We start from the raw sequence: 16,212 nt of genomic DNA on the forward strand, positions 1-16,212 counted from the left end.
CCACCTGCACCGCGGGAGATTCGAGGGTGCTGCGCAGGGTGAATTCGCCTTTCAGCACCTTCCATTGCTGACCGTTCTCGAGCGTGAATACCGTGCCCGGCCCCCAGCTACGGACCGGACCGACCAGTTTGCTTTTGATCGGGTCTTCGAAGAAACCGACAGTCGGCTTGCTGGCCGATTCCGGCACGGCGGCTGCTGCAGCGGCCGGCGGAGCCGCAAAAACCGGTGTGGTTTGCGGTGCAGGCTGACCGGCGATGATGGCATTGAGTTTCGCCAACTGCTCGACCGACAGTGTATTCAGACCGGTTTCCCGCAACTGTTCGGGCGTCAGGCGCTTTTCAAGCGGCACATAAGGCTCGGTGGCGGAAACGGCGCATGAAGCGAACGCGAACATACAGAGAAGCAGTCGAATGGCGGTCATGGCGTGACTTCCGTTTTGAATGTGACCATTCTATGACGGTTTTATGACAGCTTGATGTCAGCCCCACCGGTCATGTTTCAAGAAATCATCGGCAACTTCAAGCCTTTTTCTTTCGCACATTCCACGGCAATCTCATACCCCGCATCAGCATGACGCATCACGCCGGTGCCTGGATCGTTCCACAATACCCGATTCAAGCGCTTGGCGGCGGCATCACTGCCATCGGCCACAATGACCACGCCGGAATGCTGCGAATAGCCCATGCCCACGCCACCGCCGTGGTGCAGCGACACCCAGGTGGCGCCACCGGCCACATTCAGCATGGCATTGAGCAGCGGCCAGTCGGACACGGCATCGGAGCCGTCCTTCATCGCCTCGGTCTCGCGGTTCGGTGAAGCGACCGAGCCGGAGTCCAGATGGTCGCGGCCGATTACGATCGGTGCCTTCAGTTCGCCTTTGGCCACCATTTCGTTAAAGGCCAGCGCCAAGCGGTGGCGTTCGCCCAGGCCGACCCAGCAGATGCGCGCCGGCAGACCCTGGAATTCGATGCGCTCTTTGGCCATATCCAGCCAGCGGTGCAGATGCGGATCGTTCGGGATCAGTTCCTTCACTTTCGCATCGGTCTTGGCGATATCTTCCGGATCTCCGGACAGTGCCACCCAACGGAACGGACCGATGCCGCGGCAGAACAGCGGACGCACATAGGCCGGCACGAAGCCGGGGAAATCGAAGGCATCGGCGCAGCCGACATCCTTCGCCATCTGCCGGATGTTGTTGCCGTAATCGAACACCGGAATACCCATGTTCTGGAAATGCAGCATGGCTTCCACATGCACGCGCATGGAGTGCTTGGCGGCTTCCACGGTTTTGGCCGGGTTGTGCTTCTGTTCGTCGATGTACTGTTCCCAAGTCCAACCGGCCGGCAGATAACCGTGCAGCGGATCATGGGCCGAGGTCTGGTCGGTCACCGCATCCGGGCGGATACCGCGGCGGACCAGTTCGGGCAGAATTTCGGCGGCATTGCCGAGCAGCGCAATGGATACCGCCTTGCCTTCGGCGCAGTAGTTCTCGATAGCGGGTCTTGATGCGCATGTCGATGCGCGACTGCTGGCATTCGATGTTGAGCGAACAGGCGCCGGCCATGCTGGCCGCCAGCGGCTGCGCGCCGCCCATGCCGCCCAGTCCGGCAGTCAGGATCCACTTGCCGGTCAGATCGCCGCCGTAATGCTGACGGCCCATCTCCACGAAGGTTTCATAGGTGCCCTGCACGATGCCCTGCGAACCGATGTAGATCCACGAACCGGCGGTCATCTGGCCGTACATCATCAAACCCTTTTTATCGAGTTCGTTGAAGTGCTCCCAGGTCGCCCAATGCGGCACCAGATTGGAATTGGCCAGCAGAACGCGCGGGGCGTCCGGGTGCGAGGGAAACACGCCGACCGGCTTACCGCTCTGGATCAGCAGGGTTTCGTCGTCGTTGAGGGTTTTCAGGGTCTCGAGGATGGTGTCGTAACAGGCCCAATCACGGGCAGCGCGGCCGATGCCGCCATACACCACCAGACCCTTTGGGTTTTCCGCCACGTCCGGATCCAGATTGTTCTGGATCATGCGGAATGCGGCTTCGGTCAGCCAGGATTTGCAGGACAGTGCAGTGCCTTTCGGCGCGCGGATGACGCGGCTGGCATCGAATCGGGGATCGGACATGGCAGGAACTCCAAAGGACTCCCTGCATTATAAACCGGCCGGGATTCAGCCGCCTCGGGGGGACTCCGGCATTTTCTGGGCCTTCAGCTCCATGCCGGACTGCAGCAGACCCAGACCGATGACGCGCGAGGCGTTGTCGCGCTCGAATTTGATTTCAATCTGATACGCCGGCGCGGAAAAAATATCGTCGCCGTCTGAAGTCAGCGGAAAGGCCGGCTGACCGAGCACCTGCGCCATCAATTGATCCTGTTCGACGAAGACCTTGAGAAAAACAGTGGCGAGCAAGGGATAGACCCCGGAATATTCGGCCAGCTGCGCCGGGGTCAGTACGATGGAGGCCGGCATGTCCGGATTGCCGATGCCCGCATCGGGCTCGCCGGCGAATGCAGGAACGGCAAGTGCCGCCAACAACCATGCGCTGCAACGCACCGGCAATCAGCCGCCGGCACCCGCCGGCACCGGAGCGTTACCCGGAGTGACGAACACCCCGCCGGCACGGTCGATGTCTTCTTTGCTGATGCTGCTGCCGGGCGCGCAGTTATCGCGGTCCTTGCGTTTGATGCGGGTACCGGTTTTGACCACGCAGCCGACACGTTCCTGACGCTCGGCGGCCAACTGCGCTTTCTTCTGCTGTTCGGTCAGCTCCGGTAAGGCCGGCGGTGAGGGCGGCGACGGCGGAGCCGCGGGCGGTGGCGGCGGAACAGCCGGCACAGCGTTGACTGGCGGAGGCGGCACAGCCGGCGGCGGCGGTGGAGCCGGCGGGGTTTGGCTTAAGGCGGCGGCAAGCAAGAGACTGAACATGGGAGCTCCGGATCGGGCGATGGGTCTGTTTCGATAATACGCAGTTCTTTTACAGTTGGCAAAGACGGAATCAGGGCGTTCAGGCTAGGTTTCGCAGCCATTCAGTCTGTAAAGGCGGTGCTATGATGAGAACAATGAAGCGCGTATACCGCCCCTGATGTCGGCGTTCACTCCCAAACTGCTCAGCACGCTGCGTGAGGGCTACAGCCTGAAAACGCTTCGGGCCGACGCTCTGGCCGGATTGACGGTGGCCATCGTGGCCTTGCCGCTGGCCATGGCACTGGGCATCGCCAGCGGCGCCTCCCCCGACAAAGGCCTGATTACCGCTGTCGTTGCCGGCCTGCTGATATCGGCCCTGGGCGGCTCGCGCCTGCAGATCGGCGGACCGACCGGCGCCTTCGTGGTGGTGGTGTTCAATATCATTGCCGGTCACGGCTACCACGGCCTGGTCGTTGCCACGCTGATGGCCGGATTGATATTGATCATCGCCGGCTATGCCAAACTCGGTCAGCTGATCAAATTCATTCCGCATCCGGTGGTGACTGGTTTCACCGCCGGCATTGCGGTAATCATCGCCACCAGCCAGGTCAAGGATTTTCTGGGCCTGTCGATGACGCAGGTTCCCGCCGATTTCCTCGATAAGTGCTTGGCCTATGCACAGGCCATCGGCAGCGTGCAACCGGCCGCCGTCGCCATCGGGCTGGGTGCGCTGTTGTTGATTGTCGTGCTTCGCCAGCGGGCACCGCGACTGCCGGGCTTTCTGATTGCGATTGTTTCCGCCGCACTCATTGTCGCGGTATTCAAACTGCCGGTCGAAACGGTCGGCTCGCGGTTTCCGGACATGCCCGCCGGTTTGCCGATGCCATCTTGGCCCGGCATCAGTTTCGCGCTGGTCAAGGAAATGCTGCCCTCGGCATTCACCATTGCCTTTCTGGCCGGCATCGAAGCCCTGCTCTCCGCGGTGGTGGCCGACGGCATGGCCGGCACCCGTCACCGCTCCAATCAGGAGCTGGTCGGACAAGGCGTGGCCAATGTCGCTTCGGCCTTGTTCGGGGGATTGCCGGCGACCGGCGCCATTGCCCGCACCGCCACCAACATCAAGGCCGGTGCCAAAACCCCGGTTGCCGGCATTCTGCATGCCCTTTTCCTGCTGCTGTTCATCCTGTTCGCCACCGACTTGATGGCCTATGTGCCGATGGCGGCCTTGGCGGCCATCCTGTTCGTGGTGGCCTGGGGCATGAGCGAATACGAGCGCTTCATCGCCCTGCTCTCGATGCCGAACAGCGACCGCGCCGTGCTGTTGCTGACATTCGGACTGACGGTATTTGTTGATCTGACCGTTGCCATCGCGGTCGGCGTGACCGTGGCTTCGCTGCTGTTCATGGCCCGCATGAGTGAAACCGTGCGCATCGACAGCGGCCAGAGCGGTGCCGGTGACGGCGATTTACCCGATGACGCCGCCAGCCAGCGCGACGATCTGCCCAAGGGCGTGGAAGTGTTCCGTATCACCGGACCGTTTTTCTTCGGGGTCGCCGGTGAACTGCTGGATGCACTGCGCCGCGTCGGGCAATCGCCGAAGATCATCATTCTGCGCATGCGCCTGGTGCCGATGCTGGATGCCAGCGGCGTTTCCGGGGTGGAAAGTTTCGTGCGCCAAGCAGGGCAGTCGGGCGCGGCGGTGATCATCTCCGGTGCGCAGCCGCAGGCCAAGGCCATGCTGGCGCGTGGCGGTCTGGATGAACGGCATCCCGGCCTTTATTTCACGGAAGATTACGACAGTGCCATCCAAAAGGCCCGTGGCCTGCTGGACGAAGCGCGCACTTAATCCGCCAGCAATTGAGTCATCGTTAGACGAAAGCCGGCGGCAAACGGCTCGCGGAACACATGCCGGCCGCCAATGACCCGGTCAATGCCATGCACGCTGACCCGGTCGATCAGCGGCCGATTGCCGGCGAAGACAAAACGTTCCGCGACATCGTCCTGAGTCGCACCGAACAGTGCCGGCGCATCGGCATCGAGCACGATGGCATCGGCACGCCTGGGTACACCGGCCGATTGCCAACCGCCCTTGGCGGCCGCCTCGAGCAGAAAACGGCCGACGGCGGGTTGTTTTTCATTGGCGGCGATATTGCGTTGCTGGTGTTTCAGGCGCTGCCCGTACTCCAGCCAACGCAGCTCCTCGGCCACCGACACCGACACGTTGGAATCGGATCCGATGGAGAACCGGCCTTTGGCTTTCAGGTAATCGGGTAAAGCAAAAAAACCGTCACCCAGATTGGCTTCGGTACTGGGGCAAATCGCCACCGTCGCTTTCGAGCGCGCCAAGGCTTTCACTTCACTGGCATGCAGGTGGGTGGCATGCACCAGCGTCCAGCGGTCGTCCACCGGGGCATTATCCAGCAGCCACTGCACCGGGCGTGCGCCGCGTACGGCTTCGCATTCGCGCACTTCCGCCATCTGTTCGGCGATATGGATGTGGATCGGCAGGTCGTGGCCTGCCAACAGCGGCATCAGCGCATTCAGGGTTTCAACCGGCACCGCGCGCAGACTGTGCAGGGCCACGCCGATCTTGAGCAGATGGCTTTCCTGCGTTTTCAGTGATTCGATCAATGCCAGGTAGTCGTCAAGCGCATGGCCGAAACGACGCTGTCCGTCGTGCAGCGGCCTGCCATCGAAACCGCCGGTCTGGTACAGCACCGGCAGCAGGGTCAGTCCGATGCCGGCATCTTCGGCGGCGCGGATGATGGCTTTCGACATTTCCGCCGGGTCGGCATAGGGGCGGCCATCCGGCTGATGGTGCAGGTAATGGAACTCGCAGACCTGGCTGTAGCCGGCTTCCAGCATTTCGCCATAGAGCTGGGCGGCAATGGCATACAGCTGCTCGGGATTGATTTTTCCGGCGAACCGGTACATCTGTTCGCGCCAGGTCCAGAAGCTGTCGGCCGGGTCTCCGCGGCGTTCGGCCAGACCCGCCATGGCGCGCTGGAAAGCATGGCTGTGACTGTTGGCGATTGCGGGTAAAATGAACCGGTCCATGGTGGCTATTGTAAGCGAGAAGCGATGTCGGCACTCAACGGCGTAAAGGTTCTGGATCTGTCCCGTGTTCTGGCCGGCCCATGGTGCGGACAGACGCTCGCCGATCTCGGCGCCGATGTCATCAAGGTCGAATCCTTCGATGGCGATGATACCCGCGGCATGGGGCCGCCCTACATCGGGGAAATCTCCGCCTATTTTTCCTGCGCCAACCGCAACAAGCGTTCGATCTGCATCGACCTGCACAAACCCGAAAGCCGCGAGGTCATCCATGCCCTGGTGAAGCAGGCCGATGTGCTGATCGAGAACTTCCGTACCGGTACGGCCGAACGCCTCGGCGTCGGTTATGAAACGCTCCGTGCCATCAACCCGCGCCTAATCTACTGTTCGGTTTCCGGTTACGGCCGCACCGGCCCTGACGCCAAACGCGCCGGCTACGACTATGCCGTGCAGGCCGAAGGCGGCTTGATGGCCATTACCGGCGCGCGCGATGGCGCGCCCAACAAAGTCGCGGTTGCCGTGGTCGATCTGGCCACCGGGCAGAACGCGGTGATTGCCATCCTGGCCGCTCTGTTGCAACGGCATAACAGCGGTCGCGGCCAGCAGGTTGCGGTGTCGCTGTTCGACACGCAATTGACCTGGCTGGCCAACATCGGCGCCGGCGTATTGTTCACCGATGAAGATGCGCCGCGCTACGGCAATGAGCATGCCAGCATCGTGCCCTATCAGGATTTCGCCGCCAGCGACCAGCATTTCGTGCTGACGGTCGCCAATGAAAAACTCTGGCACGCGCTGTGCGAGACGGTCGGCCATCCGGAGTGGATCCTGGATCCGCGCTTCGAAACCAATACGCAGCGCGTATTGCACCGCGATCTGGTCACCGCCAACCTGCAGGCCATTTTCAGCACGCAGCCGGTCGCGTATTGGCTGCAGGCCTTCAGCCAACGCGGCATTCCGTGTGCACCGATCAACTCGGTGAAGCAGGCCTTGAACAGTCCATTGGCCCAAGCCAATGGCAATGTGATCCGGATTGAGGGTATTCCGTTGGTGGCCAGTCCCTTGAAGCTGGCCGATTCGCCGGTGCACTATCATCGGGCGCCGCCACACCTAGGCCAGCATTCGCAAGCCATCATGCAGGAGGCCGGTTTGGATTACGCGCACTATGCCGCGCTGGGCGTGGTGAAATGAGCCTGCTCCGGAACCCTCAGGGCGCCATCGTCAATGCCCATCTGGCTACGCTCGTTGGCCCGGATTACGGCATCGTTGAAAACGGCATCCTCGTCTGGCGCGATGGCCGCATCAGCTATATCGGCAACGACCACGCTGCGGCGGAACCTTTCCTGCAGGGCATCGAATCGGTCATCGATGCCCGGGGCGGCTGGATTACCCCGGCGCTGATTGACTGCCACACGCATCTGGTGTTTGCGGGAAACCGCGCCGAAGAAGCCGAACAGCGTCTGCGCGGCGTCAGTTATGCCGACATCGCCAAGGCCGGTGGCGGCATTCTTTCCAGCGTTCGGCTGACCCGTGCCGCCGATGAGGAGGCATTGTTTGCCGAAAGCCTGCCGCGCCTGCAGGCCCTGATGCGCGACGGCGTGGGCTGCGTTGAAATCAAATCCGGGTACGGCCTGGATTTCGACAACGAACGCAAGATGCTTCGGGTGGCGCGCCGGCTCGGCGCCGAAACCGGGATGACGGTCAAAACCACCTATCTGGCTGCCCATGCGCTGCCGCCCGAATTCGCCGGCCATGCCGACGATTACATTGATGCGGTCTGTCGCTGGATGCCGGAACTGCATGGCGAAGGCCTGGTTGATGCCGTCGATGTGTTCTGCGAAGGCATCGGCTTTTCCCCGATTCAGAGCCGCCGCGTGCTTGAAGCCGCGCATGCGCTCGGGCTGCCGGTCAAGGCGCATGCCGATCAGCTCAGCAATCTCGGCGGCGCGGCCCTGGTCGCGGAATTTTCCGGCCTGTCGGCCGATCACGTCGAATTTACCGGCCTGGATGCCGTCCACCGCATGGCGGCGGCCGGTACGGTGGCGGTGGTGTTGCCCGGCGCGTTTCATGTCTTGCGCGAAACACAGCTGCCGCCGCTGGACGCATTCCGCCGGCACGGCGTGCCGATGGCGGTAGCGACCGATTGCAACCCGGGAACGGCGCCCCTGCTCTCCCTGCGCTTGGCCATGGGCCTGGCCTGCACGCATTTCCGCCTGACCCCCGAAGAAGCGCTGCGCGGCGCAACGGAACATGCCGCACGTGCGCTCGGTCTGCACGATCGCGGCCGTCTGGCCCTTGGTCAACGGGCGGATTTCGCGCTCTGGGATATCCGGCATCCATCCGAGCTGAGCTACTGGCTCGGCGGGGATCTGTTGCGTCACCTGCTGCTCTGCGGCGATGCAGCCGTTGCCTGAATTCAATCTGAGTCCGCTGGGGGATAGCGCCCTGGTGCTTGCCTTCGCGCCGCGCATCGATCCGGACCTGAACCAGCGCGTGCATGCCATCGCCGCGTCACTGCGGGCCGCGCTGGGATCCGATCGCGTTGAATGCGTACCGGCCTATCACACGCTGACGGTGCATTTCGATCCGATGCAGGATGACTTCGCGTCGCTTGCAGCGGTCATTGCCGGATTGCTCGACGGACACGCCGATGCGCCGCTGAGCATGCGCCAAATCAGCGTGCCGGTCTGTTACGACCCGCGCCTGGCACCCGATCTGGCCGCTGTGGCCGAGCATGCCGGCCTGAGCACGGAAGCCGTCGTAGCCCTGCACAGCACGGCCGATTACCGGGTTTATTTTCTGGGTTTCAAGCCCGGCTTCGCCTATCTGGGCGGACTGCCGGAAGCGCTGCACATGCCACGCAGGGCATCGCCGCGGCTGAATGTTCCGGCCGGTGCGGTCGGCATCGGCGGCGCGCAGACCGGAATTTATCCCAGTCCCTCGCCCGGCGGCTGGCAGCTGATTGGCCGAACGCCGCTGGCCCTGTTCGATGTGCGGAAATCCCCACCCAGCCTTCTGCAAGCGGGCGACCGCCTGAAGATCGACATCATCACCTTTGCCGAATTCATCGCTCTGGGCGGCGTGCCATGATTGTTTTTGAAACGGCGGGAATCAGCAGTCTTCAGGATCTGGGCCGGCGCGGCTTTCAGAACCAGGGCATCGGCCAGTGTGGCGCGATGGACCGACTGGCCGCGCGGGTCGCCAATGATCTGCTCGGCAATGCCGACAATGCCGCCGTCATCGAAATCACACTGGGCGGCGCGCGTCTTCGCATTGAACAGACGCAATGGTTCGCCATCACCGGGGCCGATCTGCAGGCCGAAGCCGACGGCTTGCCGGTCGAACTGTGCCGGCCGATTCGGCTGGAAGCCGGCACGATGCTGCATTTCAAACAGCCGAGACAGGGCTGCCGCGCCTACCTGTCGGTGCAGGACGGCTTTCGTGCCGAATCGGTTTTGGGCAGCGCGGCCACCGATATCCGCGCAGGGCTGGGGGGATATCATGGCCGCGCATTCCAACGCGGCGACCGACTCGCTTATTCGCCCAGCCGTTATCCCGACAAAGCGGTGCGTTGGCATACCTCTTGGGCCAACCCGGCGTTTCCCGAAACCGGACCCTTGCCGTTCATTCCCGGCAGCCATTGGTCCTGGCTGGATGAGCCGCGTCAGGAACAGTTTCTGGACACCGAGTGGCAGCTCAGCCGCCATTCGGACCGCATGGGTCTGCGGCTGGAACAAGGTTTGAGCCCTGAACAGCCTTGGCCTGTACTCTTGTCGAGCGGTGTGGCATTCGGCAGCATCCAGTTGCCACCGGACGGACATCCCATCATCCTTGCCGCCGACCGGCAGACCACCGGCGGTTACCCGTTGCTGGGCACCGTGGCCGGCATCGCCCATTCCCGGTTGGCACAATGCCGGCCCGGTGACCGTCTGCGATTCGTTCCGGTGTCGGCCGCCGAGGCCGTAACGCAATGGCGCCGCCGCGAAACGCATTACCGGCAATGGCGGCAACACATGGCACAATGGTGGCACACATGAACCTTTCCATCGACATCAATGCCGACCTCGGTGAGCTGGACGCGGATCTGGATGCGGCGATGATGCCGTTCATTTCCTCGGCCAATATCGCCTGCGGTTTCCATGCCGGATCTCCGATACGGATGCGGGAAACCGTGCTGCTCTGCCTGAAATTCGGCGTCGCCATCGGTGCGCATCCGTCGTATTTCGACCGACGCGATTTCGGACGCCGTGAACTGGGCCTGGATGCCGAAACCATTTACAGTCTGACGCTTTACCAGATCGGCGCTTTGAACGCGATGGTTGCCGCCGAAGGCGGCAGGCTCCGGCATGTGAAACCGCACGGTGCGCTCTACAACCGCGCCGCCGTCGACGCCGAAGCCGCCCATGCCGTGGCAAGTGCCGTGCGCGATGCCGATGCCGGTCTGGTGTTGGTCGGTCTTGCCGGATCGGCATTGATCGATGCCGGAAAGGCGCTGGGCTTGACGACATGGGCCGAAGGATTCGCCGATCGCCGCTACACCGATAACGGTCTACTGCTCCCGCGCAGCCATGCGGCGGCACTGATCACCGACACCGACGAAGCCATCGCACAGACGCTGGCGATGGTCAGGGATGGCGTCATCCCTTCCGTGAACGGTCAACCGGTCCGGATGACCGTGGATACCGTTTGCCTGCATGGTGACGGCAAGCATGCGCTGGCCTTTGCCGCGGCACTGCATGCCGCCTTGCATGCGGCCGGCATCGGCATAGCCCCGGGGCTCTCATGAATTACTGGCCACTGCTTGCCGTGCTCGTTGTCGTCGTCGGCTTCATGCGCCGCTGGAATCCCGTGTTGGTGGTGATGGCCGCGGCAGTGACTGCCGGGCTGACTGCCGGCATGCCGCCGCAGCAGCTGTTGACGGAAATCGGGCAAGGATTCGTCAAGAACCGTTATCTGCTGATCATTATCCTGACCCTGCCGGTACTCGGCGCCTTGGAGCGCGCCGGTCTGCGCGAGCATGCCCAACAGTGGATTGCACGGCGCAAAGGAATGACGCCTGGCCGGTTGATGACCCTGTATCTGGCCGTGCGCCAGAGCGCGGCCGCCATGGGCCTGACCAGTCTGGGCGGGCATCCACAGACCGTGCGACCCCTGCTCGCACCGATGGCAGAAGGTGCGGCGCGCGCGACGCATGGCGCCATTGGCCCGAAATTGCGCGAACGTCTGCGGGCAATGGCCGCCGCTACTGACAATGTCGGGCTCTTCTTCGGTGAAGATATTTTCATCGCCTTCGGTGCGGTCTTGCTGATTCAAGGACTGTATGCCGAAAACGGCATCGTCATGGAGCCCTTGCATATCGCCCTGTGGGGCATTCCAACGGCGATTCTGGCCTTTGCCATCCATGCCTGGCGGCTGCATCGTTTCGACAAGCGCATGGTTCAGGCGGTAAGTGCGGAAAAACCCGTCGGAGAGCGCACCGATGATTGATATCACAAGCGTCTATCTGCTGTGCGGACTTTATCTGGCATATGTTGCCTGGCAGAGCTTCAGGGATAAAAACCACAGCAAGCGGCTGGGCACGACCGCATTCTGGGCCTTGCTGGCTCTTGCGTTTCTGGCCGGTGATCGGCTGCCGCCGATGCTGATGGGTGTTCTGGCGCTGGTGATTGCCGCACTTGCCGGCAGCGGGGCCATCGGCCTGGGCCAGTACCATGCGCCTGAAGCTGATACACGCACCGCCACGGCACTGCGCCTTGGTAACCGGCTGTTCATTCCGGCCCTGTTGATTCCGGCAGTCACCCTACTTGGCGTATTCGGTCTGAAAAAAGTGCATTGGGGAAGCTGGACGCTGCTGAGTGCGGAACAGACCACCATCATCTGTCTGGCCATCGCCTGCGTAGCGGGATTCATCGCCGCGCTGAAAATCACTGGCGAACGTCTGCCGAATGCCATCCACGCGTCGCGCGGCATCCTCGACAGCATCGGCTGGGCGGTTCTGCTGCCGCTGCTGCTGGCCATGCTCGGCGGCCTGTTCAACAAAGCCGGCATCGGCGATCTGGTTGCCGACATCCTGACCACCGCCCTGCCCCTGCAGCACGCCTGGGTCGCGGTGCTCGCCTACGGCCTCGGCATGGTGCTGTTCACCATGGTGATGGGCAATGCCTTCGCCGCCTTTCCGGTGATGACGCTGGGCATCGGCCTGCCGGTGCTGGTCCAACAGCACGGCGCGGATCCGGCGCCATTGGCCGCCATCGGCATGCTCACCGGCTACTGCGGTACGCTGTTGACCCCCATGGCGGCGAATTTCAATATCGTACCGGTCGCGTTGCTGGAACTGAAAGACCAGAATGCGGTGATCCGCATGCAGATGATGACCGCATTGCCGCTGATTGCCTGCAATCTCGTGCTTCTCTACATGCTGGCGCTGCCATGAAAATCCTGATGACCGGCTTCGATGCCTTCGGCGGCGAAAGCATCAATCCCTCCTGGCTCTCGGTACAGCGGGTGTGCCAAGAAGACACGGATGGGTTGCAACTGATCGGCGCGTGTTTGCCGACCGAATTCAGCGCCTCGCTGGCGAGATTGCAGGAACTGGTTGAATGCCACCGCCCCGATCTGGTCATCGCGGTCGGTCAGGCCGGCGGCCGCAGCGCCATCAGTCTTGAACGCATCGCCATCAACATCGACGATGCCCGTATTCCGGACAATGCCGGCTGGCAGCCGATTGACGAACCGATCCACCCGGCCGGCGAGGCTGCTTATTTCAGTACTCTGCCGATCAAAGCCATCGTGCATGCCCTGCGCTCGGAAGGAATTCCGGCGGAGGTCTCCAACAGCGCCGGAACCTATGTCTGCAATCATGTGTTTTACGGGCTGATGCATCTGTGCCGGCACATACCGGGAATGCGGGCCGGATTCGTGCACATCCCCTATTTGCCCGAACAGGCCGCGAAGCTGCCCGGCGCGCCGAGCATGGCCCTGGACGTCATGGTTCGGGCCTTGAGCCTCATTGTCCGGACCGCGCTGCACGCCAAAACCGATTTGCCGATGATCGGCGGAACCGAATGCTAGGCGCTTGATGGCAAAAAAAATGACCCTGCCGGGTCATTTTTTTTATGGCCGCAGGCAGGAATTATTCTTTGCTGGCGGCTTTCTTGGCCGGTGCTTTTTTGGCCGGAGCGGCTTTCTTGGCCGGCTCTTTCTTCACCGCAACCTGCACGGCGGCTTTCTTGGCGGTATTGCTACGGGCATTGCCGTAGCTGGAGATGTTGCGTTTGCCTTTTGCGGTCTTGCGGTCGCCTTTGCCCATGGTGCAGATTCCTTCGAAAGTTAATGTGACAAGGCGTCTAGATTACCACTCCAACGCCTTTGTACCAAGCCTTTAGTGCTGATGGCCACAGCGGGCGTCATGGACATGGCCATGCGTCAGCCGCAGATTGACCAGATGCGCGATGGCAATCAAGGTGCCGCCGGCGGTCATGACGATGGCATGCCGGAGCAGGTTATGATGGATTTCCGGCCAGAGGATGCCGATCCAGACCAGAAGCAGGCCGGGAATCAGAAACGCCAAGGCCCGGTAAATCCGATGCCGCTTGTAGCCGATCCACAGGCTGAAGCCACCCAGCAGCGTCGCAAAACAGACGAACGCCCACTCGAAGCCGCCCCAGGCCAGAGCACTCAATCCCAAAGCCGGCAGGACGGCGATCAGGATCGGCAGCAACGCGCAATGCACGGCACACAGAATGGATGCCGTGCTGCCGAATTTATCCAAAAACAAGCGGAAGCGCATGAGTCGGTTGGCCTTGCACAAATCAATTGTGATAGTGTAACATCATTTCTTAGTTGTTATATTATATCATTTACTGGAGAGTCCCGATGCCCCTTCGTTTCACCCAGACCCTGCTTGTTGTGGCGATTTCCATGGCCCTGAGCGCTGAAGTCCTGGCCGACCCGCAGTCCACGGAAGCGGAAAAAACACTGGATAAAGTGATTGTCAAAGCCGATCCGCTCGGCAATGACGTCGAGGGTCTGGTTCAGCCGGCGACCGTCATAGCCGGTGCCGACCTGGATCGCAAAAAGTCCAATACCCTGGGCGAGAGTGTAACCAGCGTTCCGGGCGTCACCTCCAGTTATTTCGGCCCCGGCGTCGGCCGGCCGGTCATCCGCGGCCAGGATGGCGCGCGTGTGGCGATCCTGTCGAATGGCATGGCCAGCGATGATGTCTCGAACGTCAGCCAGGACCATGCCGTGAGCATCGAACCGTTTTTGGCTGACCAGATCGAAGTCATCAAAGGACCGACCAATCTACTGTACGGAAGCGGCGCCATCGGCGGCATCGTCAATGCGGCCGACGGACGCATCGCGACCGCCGCCTTGGACTCCGGTCTGAGCGGGCGCGCCGAAACCCGTTACGACAACGGCAGCACTGGTTTCACCCAGCTGCTGCGGGCGGACTTCGGCGGCGAGGGCTACGCCTTGCATGCCGACGGCGTCTACCGCGATAACGGGGACATGGCCGGCCCGAATGGCGACATCGCCAATAGCGCCGTACAGACCCGGACCGGCGCCTTCGGGGCTTCCCTGTTCGGGGACTGGGGCTATGCCGGCGCTTCGCTGTCACGCTATCTGAATGAATACGGCAATCCGGCCGAGCCCGGCGATGCCATCGATCCGGGCGTGACCCTCAACATGCAGCAGACGCGCTTTGAAAGCAAAGCCGGCATCACCCATCCCTTCGGCGGCCTGGACAGCATCAATCTCGGCTATACCTATACCGACTACCAACACACCGAATTCGAAGGGCCCGATGTCGGGACCCAGTTCTTCAGCGAAGGCCATCAATTCCGTGCCGAGGGCGTTCACAGCAGCAATGAAAGCCATAAAGGCGCATTCGGCATCCAGGCCCAGAAGAAAAGCTTCGAGGCCATCGGTGCCGAAGCCTTCATCCCATCCACAAGCAGCCAAGGCGCCGGACTGTTCATCGTCGAGCAGTTCACCAAGGGCCGCATGAAAAGCGAGATCGGCGCACGCATCGACCGCAATCAGAGCGAAGCCGACGGCTTCAACAGCCGCGGTTTCTCCCTGTACAGCCTGTCGGCGGCGGGCCGTTATACCCTGAGCGATGGCGTCGACTTCACCCTCAACCTCGATCATGCCGAACGCTCTCCGGTGGAAGAAGAGCTGTATTCGGACGGCGTCCACGCCGCCACCGCCGCCTATGAAATCGGCGATCCGGACCTGAGCAAGGAGCAGGCCAACCAGATTGAAATCGGACTGCACCTGCACAAAGACCGCTATGAGGCCAAGGTTTCCGTCTACCGCAGCCGCTTCACCGATTACATCTATCTGAGCGATACCGGTCTGGAATTCGACGATGATGGCGAAATGCTGCCGGTCCGCCAATGGCGTCAGGACGACTCCACATTCACCGGTTACGAAGCCGAGTTCATTTACAAGATCACGGCAAACCACTTCGATCACCAGCTCCGTCTGTTTGTCGATGGCGTCCGTGCCAAAATCGATGGCGGCGGCAACTTGCCGCGCATTCCGGCGGCCCGGCTCGGCGCCGGCTGGAACTGGCAATCCGGCAAATGGCAGGGCGGCCTCGGCGTGGTCCGCACCGCAGCGCAGAACGATACGGCCGATTATGAAACACCGACCGAGGGATATACGCTGGTCAATGCCAACCTCAACTACGTGTTGCATGACGGCGCCGGATCCAGCTGGGAAGTGTTCCTGCAGGGCAGCAACCTCGGCAACCGCGAAGCCCGCTCGGCGACCTCCGCCATCAAGGATCTGGTGCCCCTGCCGGGGCGCGCGATCAGCGCCGGGATCCGCGTTTATTTCTGAACCCCGCAGCGAAACCCCGCCACGGCGGGGTTCTTTTTATCCGTGCCGGCTGCCGTGCGATAATGAGGCATGCAGCAGCAACTCATTACCTTCTTCGGCGAACTGGCCAAGGCCATGCACATCAGCGGCGCCAATGCGCACGATCTGGAACGGCATATCCGTCAACTGGGTCGCCGCTTCGGGGTGGATGCGCACTGTTTCGCACTGCCGACCATGCTGACCATCACCCTGGAAAGTCCGGAGCAGGGCCAGCACAGCCGCCTGCTGCGTCTGCCCGCCTACGATTACAACATGAGCCGGCTGATTGCCCTGAAGGACATGCTCCGCAAGCTGGATCGCATTGAACAGCTGCCGGATGCGATCCTTCGGCTGGAAACCATCATGGCCGCACCGCTGCCTTGGAAACC

17 protein-coding genes and 1 pseudogene are annotated in these 16,212 nt (G+C 62.1%); 11 read left to right on the forward strand and 7 right to left on the reverse strand.

Features of this window, described 5'->3' with window-relative positions:
• From Q0W88_RS07620 to Q0W88_RS07635, 4 genes and pseudogenes are all read right to left on the reverse strand, one after another.
• Positions 1-421: hypothetical protein (locus Q0W88_RS07620; protein WP_297801790.1), on the reverse strand; the 421-nt coding region annotated here is incomplete at its 3' end.
• 77 nt (positions 422-498) lie between these two features.
• Positions 499-2,125, reverse strand: a pseudogene (hutU, locus tag Q0W88_RS07625) (urocanate hydratase).
• Positions 2,126-2,170: 45 nt separating this feature from the next.
• Complete coding sequence (locus Q0W88_RS07630) at positions 2,171-2,554, reverse strand: hypothetical protein (protein WP_297801792.1); 384 nt, start codon at positions 2,552-2,554, stop codon at positions 2,171-2,173.
• A 6-nt stretch (positions 2,555-2,560) separates the two neighbouring features.
• Complete coding sequence (locus tag Q0W88_RS07635) at positions 2,561-2,836, reverse strand: hypothetical protein (RefSeq protein ID WP_297801794.1); 276 nt, start codon at positions 2,834-2,836, stop codon at positions 2,561-2,563.
• Positions 2,837-3,083: 247 nt separating this feature from the next.
• Between Q0W88_RS07635 and Q0W88_RS07640 the strand changes: the two genes are divergently transcribed.
• Positions 3,084-4,751, forward strand: a complete 1,668-nt coding sequence (locus Q0W88_RS07640; RefSeq protein ID WP_297801796.1) for a SulP family inorganic anion transporter — start codon at positions 3,084-3,086, stop codon at positions 4,749-4,751.
• Here Q0W88_RS07640 and Q0W88_RS07645 read toward each other — a convergent pair.
• Complete coding sequence (locus tag Q0W88_RS07645; RefSeq protein ID WP_297801797.1) at positions 4,748-5,962, reverse strand: formimidoylglutamate deiminase; 1,215 nt, start codon at positions 5,960-5,962, stop codon at positions 4,748-4,750. The genes Q0W88_RS07640 and Q0W88_RS07645 overlap by 4 nt on opposite strands.
• A gap of 24 nt (positions 5,963-5,986) precedes the next feature.
• On the opposite strand from Q0W88_RS07645, the gene Q0W88_RS07650 reads away from it, so the two are divergent.
• Genes Q0W88_RS07650 through pcp form a run of 8 tightly spaced genes read left to right on the forward strand, consistent with a single transcriptional unit; the run spans position 5,987 to position 13,027 of the window.
• Positions 5,987-7,147 (forward strand): CoA transferase, encoded by a 1,161-nt coding sequence (locus Q0W88_RS07650; RefSeq protein ID WP_297801798.1) that lies wholly within the window; start codon positions 5,987-5,989, stop codon positions 7,145-7,147.
• Positions 7,144-8,370, forward strand: a complete 1,227-nt coding sequence (gene hutI / locus Q0W88_RS07655; protein ID WP_297801800.1) for an imidazolonepropionase — start codon at positions 7,144-7,146, stop codon at positions 8,368-8,370. The genes Q0W88_RS07650 and hutI overlap by 4 nt, the downstream gene beginning before the upstream one ends.
• The gene (pxpB, locus tag Q0W88_RS07660) at positions 8,363-9,046 is read left to right on the forward strand and encodes a 5-oxoprolinase subunit PxpB (protein WP_297801801.1); all 684 of its coding nucleotides are present in this window, start codon (positions 8,363-8,365) and stop codon (positions 9,044-9,046) included. Before hutI ends, pxpB begins: the two co-directional genes overlap by 8 nt.
• On the forward strand, positions 9,043-9,993 hold the full coding sequence (locus tag Q0W88_RS07665) for a biotin-dependent carboxyltransferase family protein (protein ID WP_297801803.1): 951 nt from the start codon (positions 9,043-9,045) through the stop codon (positions 9,991-9,993). The genes pxpB and Q0W88_RS07665 overlap by 4 nt, the downstream gene beginning before the upstream one ends.
• A complete protein-coding gene (locus Q0W88_RS07670; RefSeq protein WP_297801805.1) occupies positions 9,990-10,742 on the forward strand; it encodes a 5-oxoprolinase subunit PxpA in 753 nt (250 codons plus the stop codon). Before Q0W88_RS07665 ends, Q0W88_RS07670 begins: the two co-directional genes overlap by 4 nt.
• Positions 10,739-11,443, forward strand: a complete 705-nt coding sequence (locus Q0W88_RS07675; RefSeq protein WP_297801808.1) for a DUF969 domain-containing protein — start codon at positions 10,739-10,741, stop codon at positions 11,441-11,443. Before Q0W88_RS07670 ends, Q0W88_RS07675 begins: the two co-directional genes overlap by 4 nt.
• Complete coding sequence (locus tag Q0W88_RS07680; RefSeq protein WP_297801810.1) at positions 11,436-12,389, forward strand: DUF979 domain-containing protein; 954 nt, start codon at positions 11,436-11,438, stop codon at positions 12,387-12,389. Before Q0W88_RS07675 ends, Q0W88_RS07680 begins: the two co-directional genes overlap by 8 nt.
• Positions 12,386-13,027: a pyroglutamyl-peptidase I gene (pcp, locus tag Q0W88_RS07685; RefSeq protein WP_297801812.1), complete on the forward strand. Its 642-nt coding sequence runs from the start codon at positions 12,386-12,388 to the stop codon at positions 13,025-13,027. The genes Q0W88_RS07680 and pcp overlap by 4 nt, the downstream gene beginning before the upstream one ends.
• A 61-nt stretch (positions 13,028-13,088) precedes the next feature.
• Here the strand turns inward: pcp and Q0W88_RS07690 are convergent, their stop codons facing one another.
• Together Q0W88_RS07690 and Q0W88_RS07695 are read right to left on the reverse strand one after the other, a co-directional pair.
• Positions 13,089-13,265, reverse strand: a complete 177-nt coding sequence (locus tag Q0W88_RS07690; RefSeq protein WP_297801814.1) for a 30S ribosomal protein THX — start codon at positions 13,263-13,265, stop codon at positions 13,089-13,091.
• A gap of 72 nt (positions 13,266-13,337) precedes the next feature.
• On the reverse strand, positions 13,338-13,745 hold the full coding sequence (locus Q0W88_RS07695; RefSeq protein ID WP_297801816.1) for a MerC domain-containing protein: 408 nt from the start codon (positions 13,743-13,745) through the stop codon (positions 13,338-13,340).
• Positions 13,746-13,831: 86 nt separating this feature from the next.
• Here Q0W88_RS07695 and Q0W88_RS07700 point away from each other — a divergent pair, with 86 nt between their 5' ends.
• Both Q0W88_RS07700 and Q0W88_RS07705 read left to right on the forward strand, forming a co-directional pair.
• Positions 13,832-15,805, forward strand: a complete 1,974-nt coding sequence (locus Q0W88_RS07700; protein ID WP_297801818.1) for a TonB-dependent receptor — start codon at positions 13,832-13,834, stop codon at positions 15,803-15,805.
• Between the two features lie 69 nt (positions 15,806-15,874).
• A partial coding sequence (locus tag Q0W88_RS07705) for a threonine/serine exporter family protein (protein WP_297801821.1) occupies positions 15,875-16,212 on the forward strand: 338 nt, incomplete at its 3' end.

This window comes from Arenimonas sp. GDDSR-1 (assembly GCF_025980345.1).
Classification (GTDB): domain Bacteria; phylum Pseudomonadota; class Gammaproteobacteria; order Xanthomonadales; family Xanthomonadaceae; genus Arenimonas.

Excerpts from the sequence above, each read along its gene's own strand:
- Q0W88_RS07640 (WP_297801796.1), top strand. The coding sequence starts at position 3,084 with ATGTCGGCGTTCACTCCCAAACTGCTCAGCACGCTGCGTGAGGGCTAC.
- Q0W88_RS07645 (WP_297801797.1), bottom strand. The coding sequence starts at position 5,962 with ATGGACCGGTTCATTTTACCCGCAATCGCCAACAGTCACAGCCATGCT.
- Q0W88_RS07650 (WP_297801798.1), top strand. The coding sequence starts at position 5,987 with ATGTCGGCACTCAACGGCGTAAAGGTTCTGGATCTGTCCCGTGTTCTG.
- hutI (WP_297801800.1), top strand. The coding sequence starts at position 7,144 with ATGAGCCTGCTCCGGAACCCTCAGGGCGCCATCGTCAATGCCCATCTG.
- Q0W88_RS07665 (WP_297801803.1), top strand. The coding sequence starts at position 9,043 with ATGATTGTTTTTGAAACGGCGGGAATCAGCAGTCTTCAGGATCTGGGC.
- Q0W88_RS07670 (WP_297801805.1), top strand. The coding sequence starts at position 9,990 with ATGAACCTTTCCATCGACATCAATGCCGACCTCGGTGAGCTGGACGCG.
- Q0W88_RS07675 (WP_297801808.1), top strand. The coding sequence starts at position 10,739 with ATGAATTACTGGCCACTGCTTGCCGTGCTCGTTGTCGTCGTCGGCTTC.
- Q0W88_RS07680 (WP_297801810.1), top strand. The coding sequence starts at position 11,436 with ATGATTGATATCACAAGCGTCTATCTGCTGTGCGGACTTTATCTGGCA.
- pcp (WP_297801812.1), top strand. The coding sequence starts at position 12,386 with ATGAAAATCCTGATGACCGGCTTCGATGCCTTCGGCGGCGAAAGCATC.
- Q0W88_RS07690 (WP_297801814.1), bottom strand. The coding sequence starts at position 13,265 with ATGGGCAAAGGCGACCGCAAGACCGCAAAAGGCAAACGCAACATCTCC.
- Q0W88_RS07695 (WP_297801816.1), bottom strand. The coding sequence starts at position 13,745 with ATGCGCTTCCGCTTGTTTTTGGATAAATTCGGCAGCACGGCATCCATT.
- Q0W88_RS07700 (WP_297801818.1), top strand. The coding sequence starts at position 13,832 with ATGCCCCTTCGTTTCACCCAGACCCTGCTTGTTGTGGCGATTTCCATG.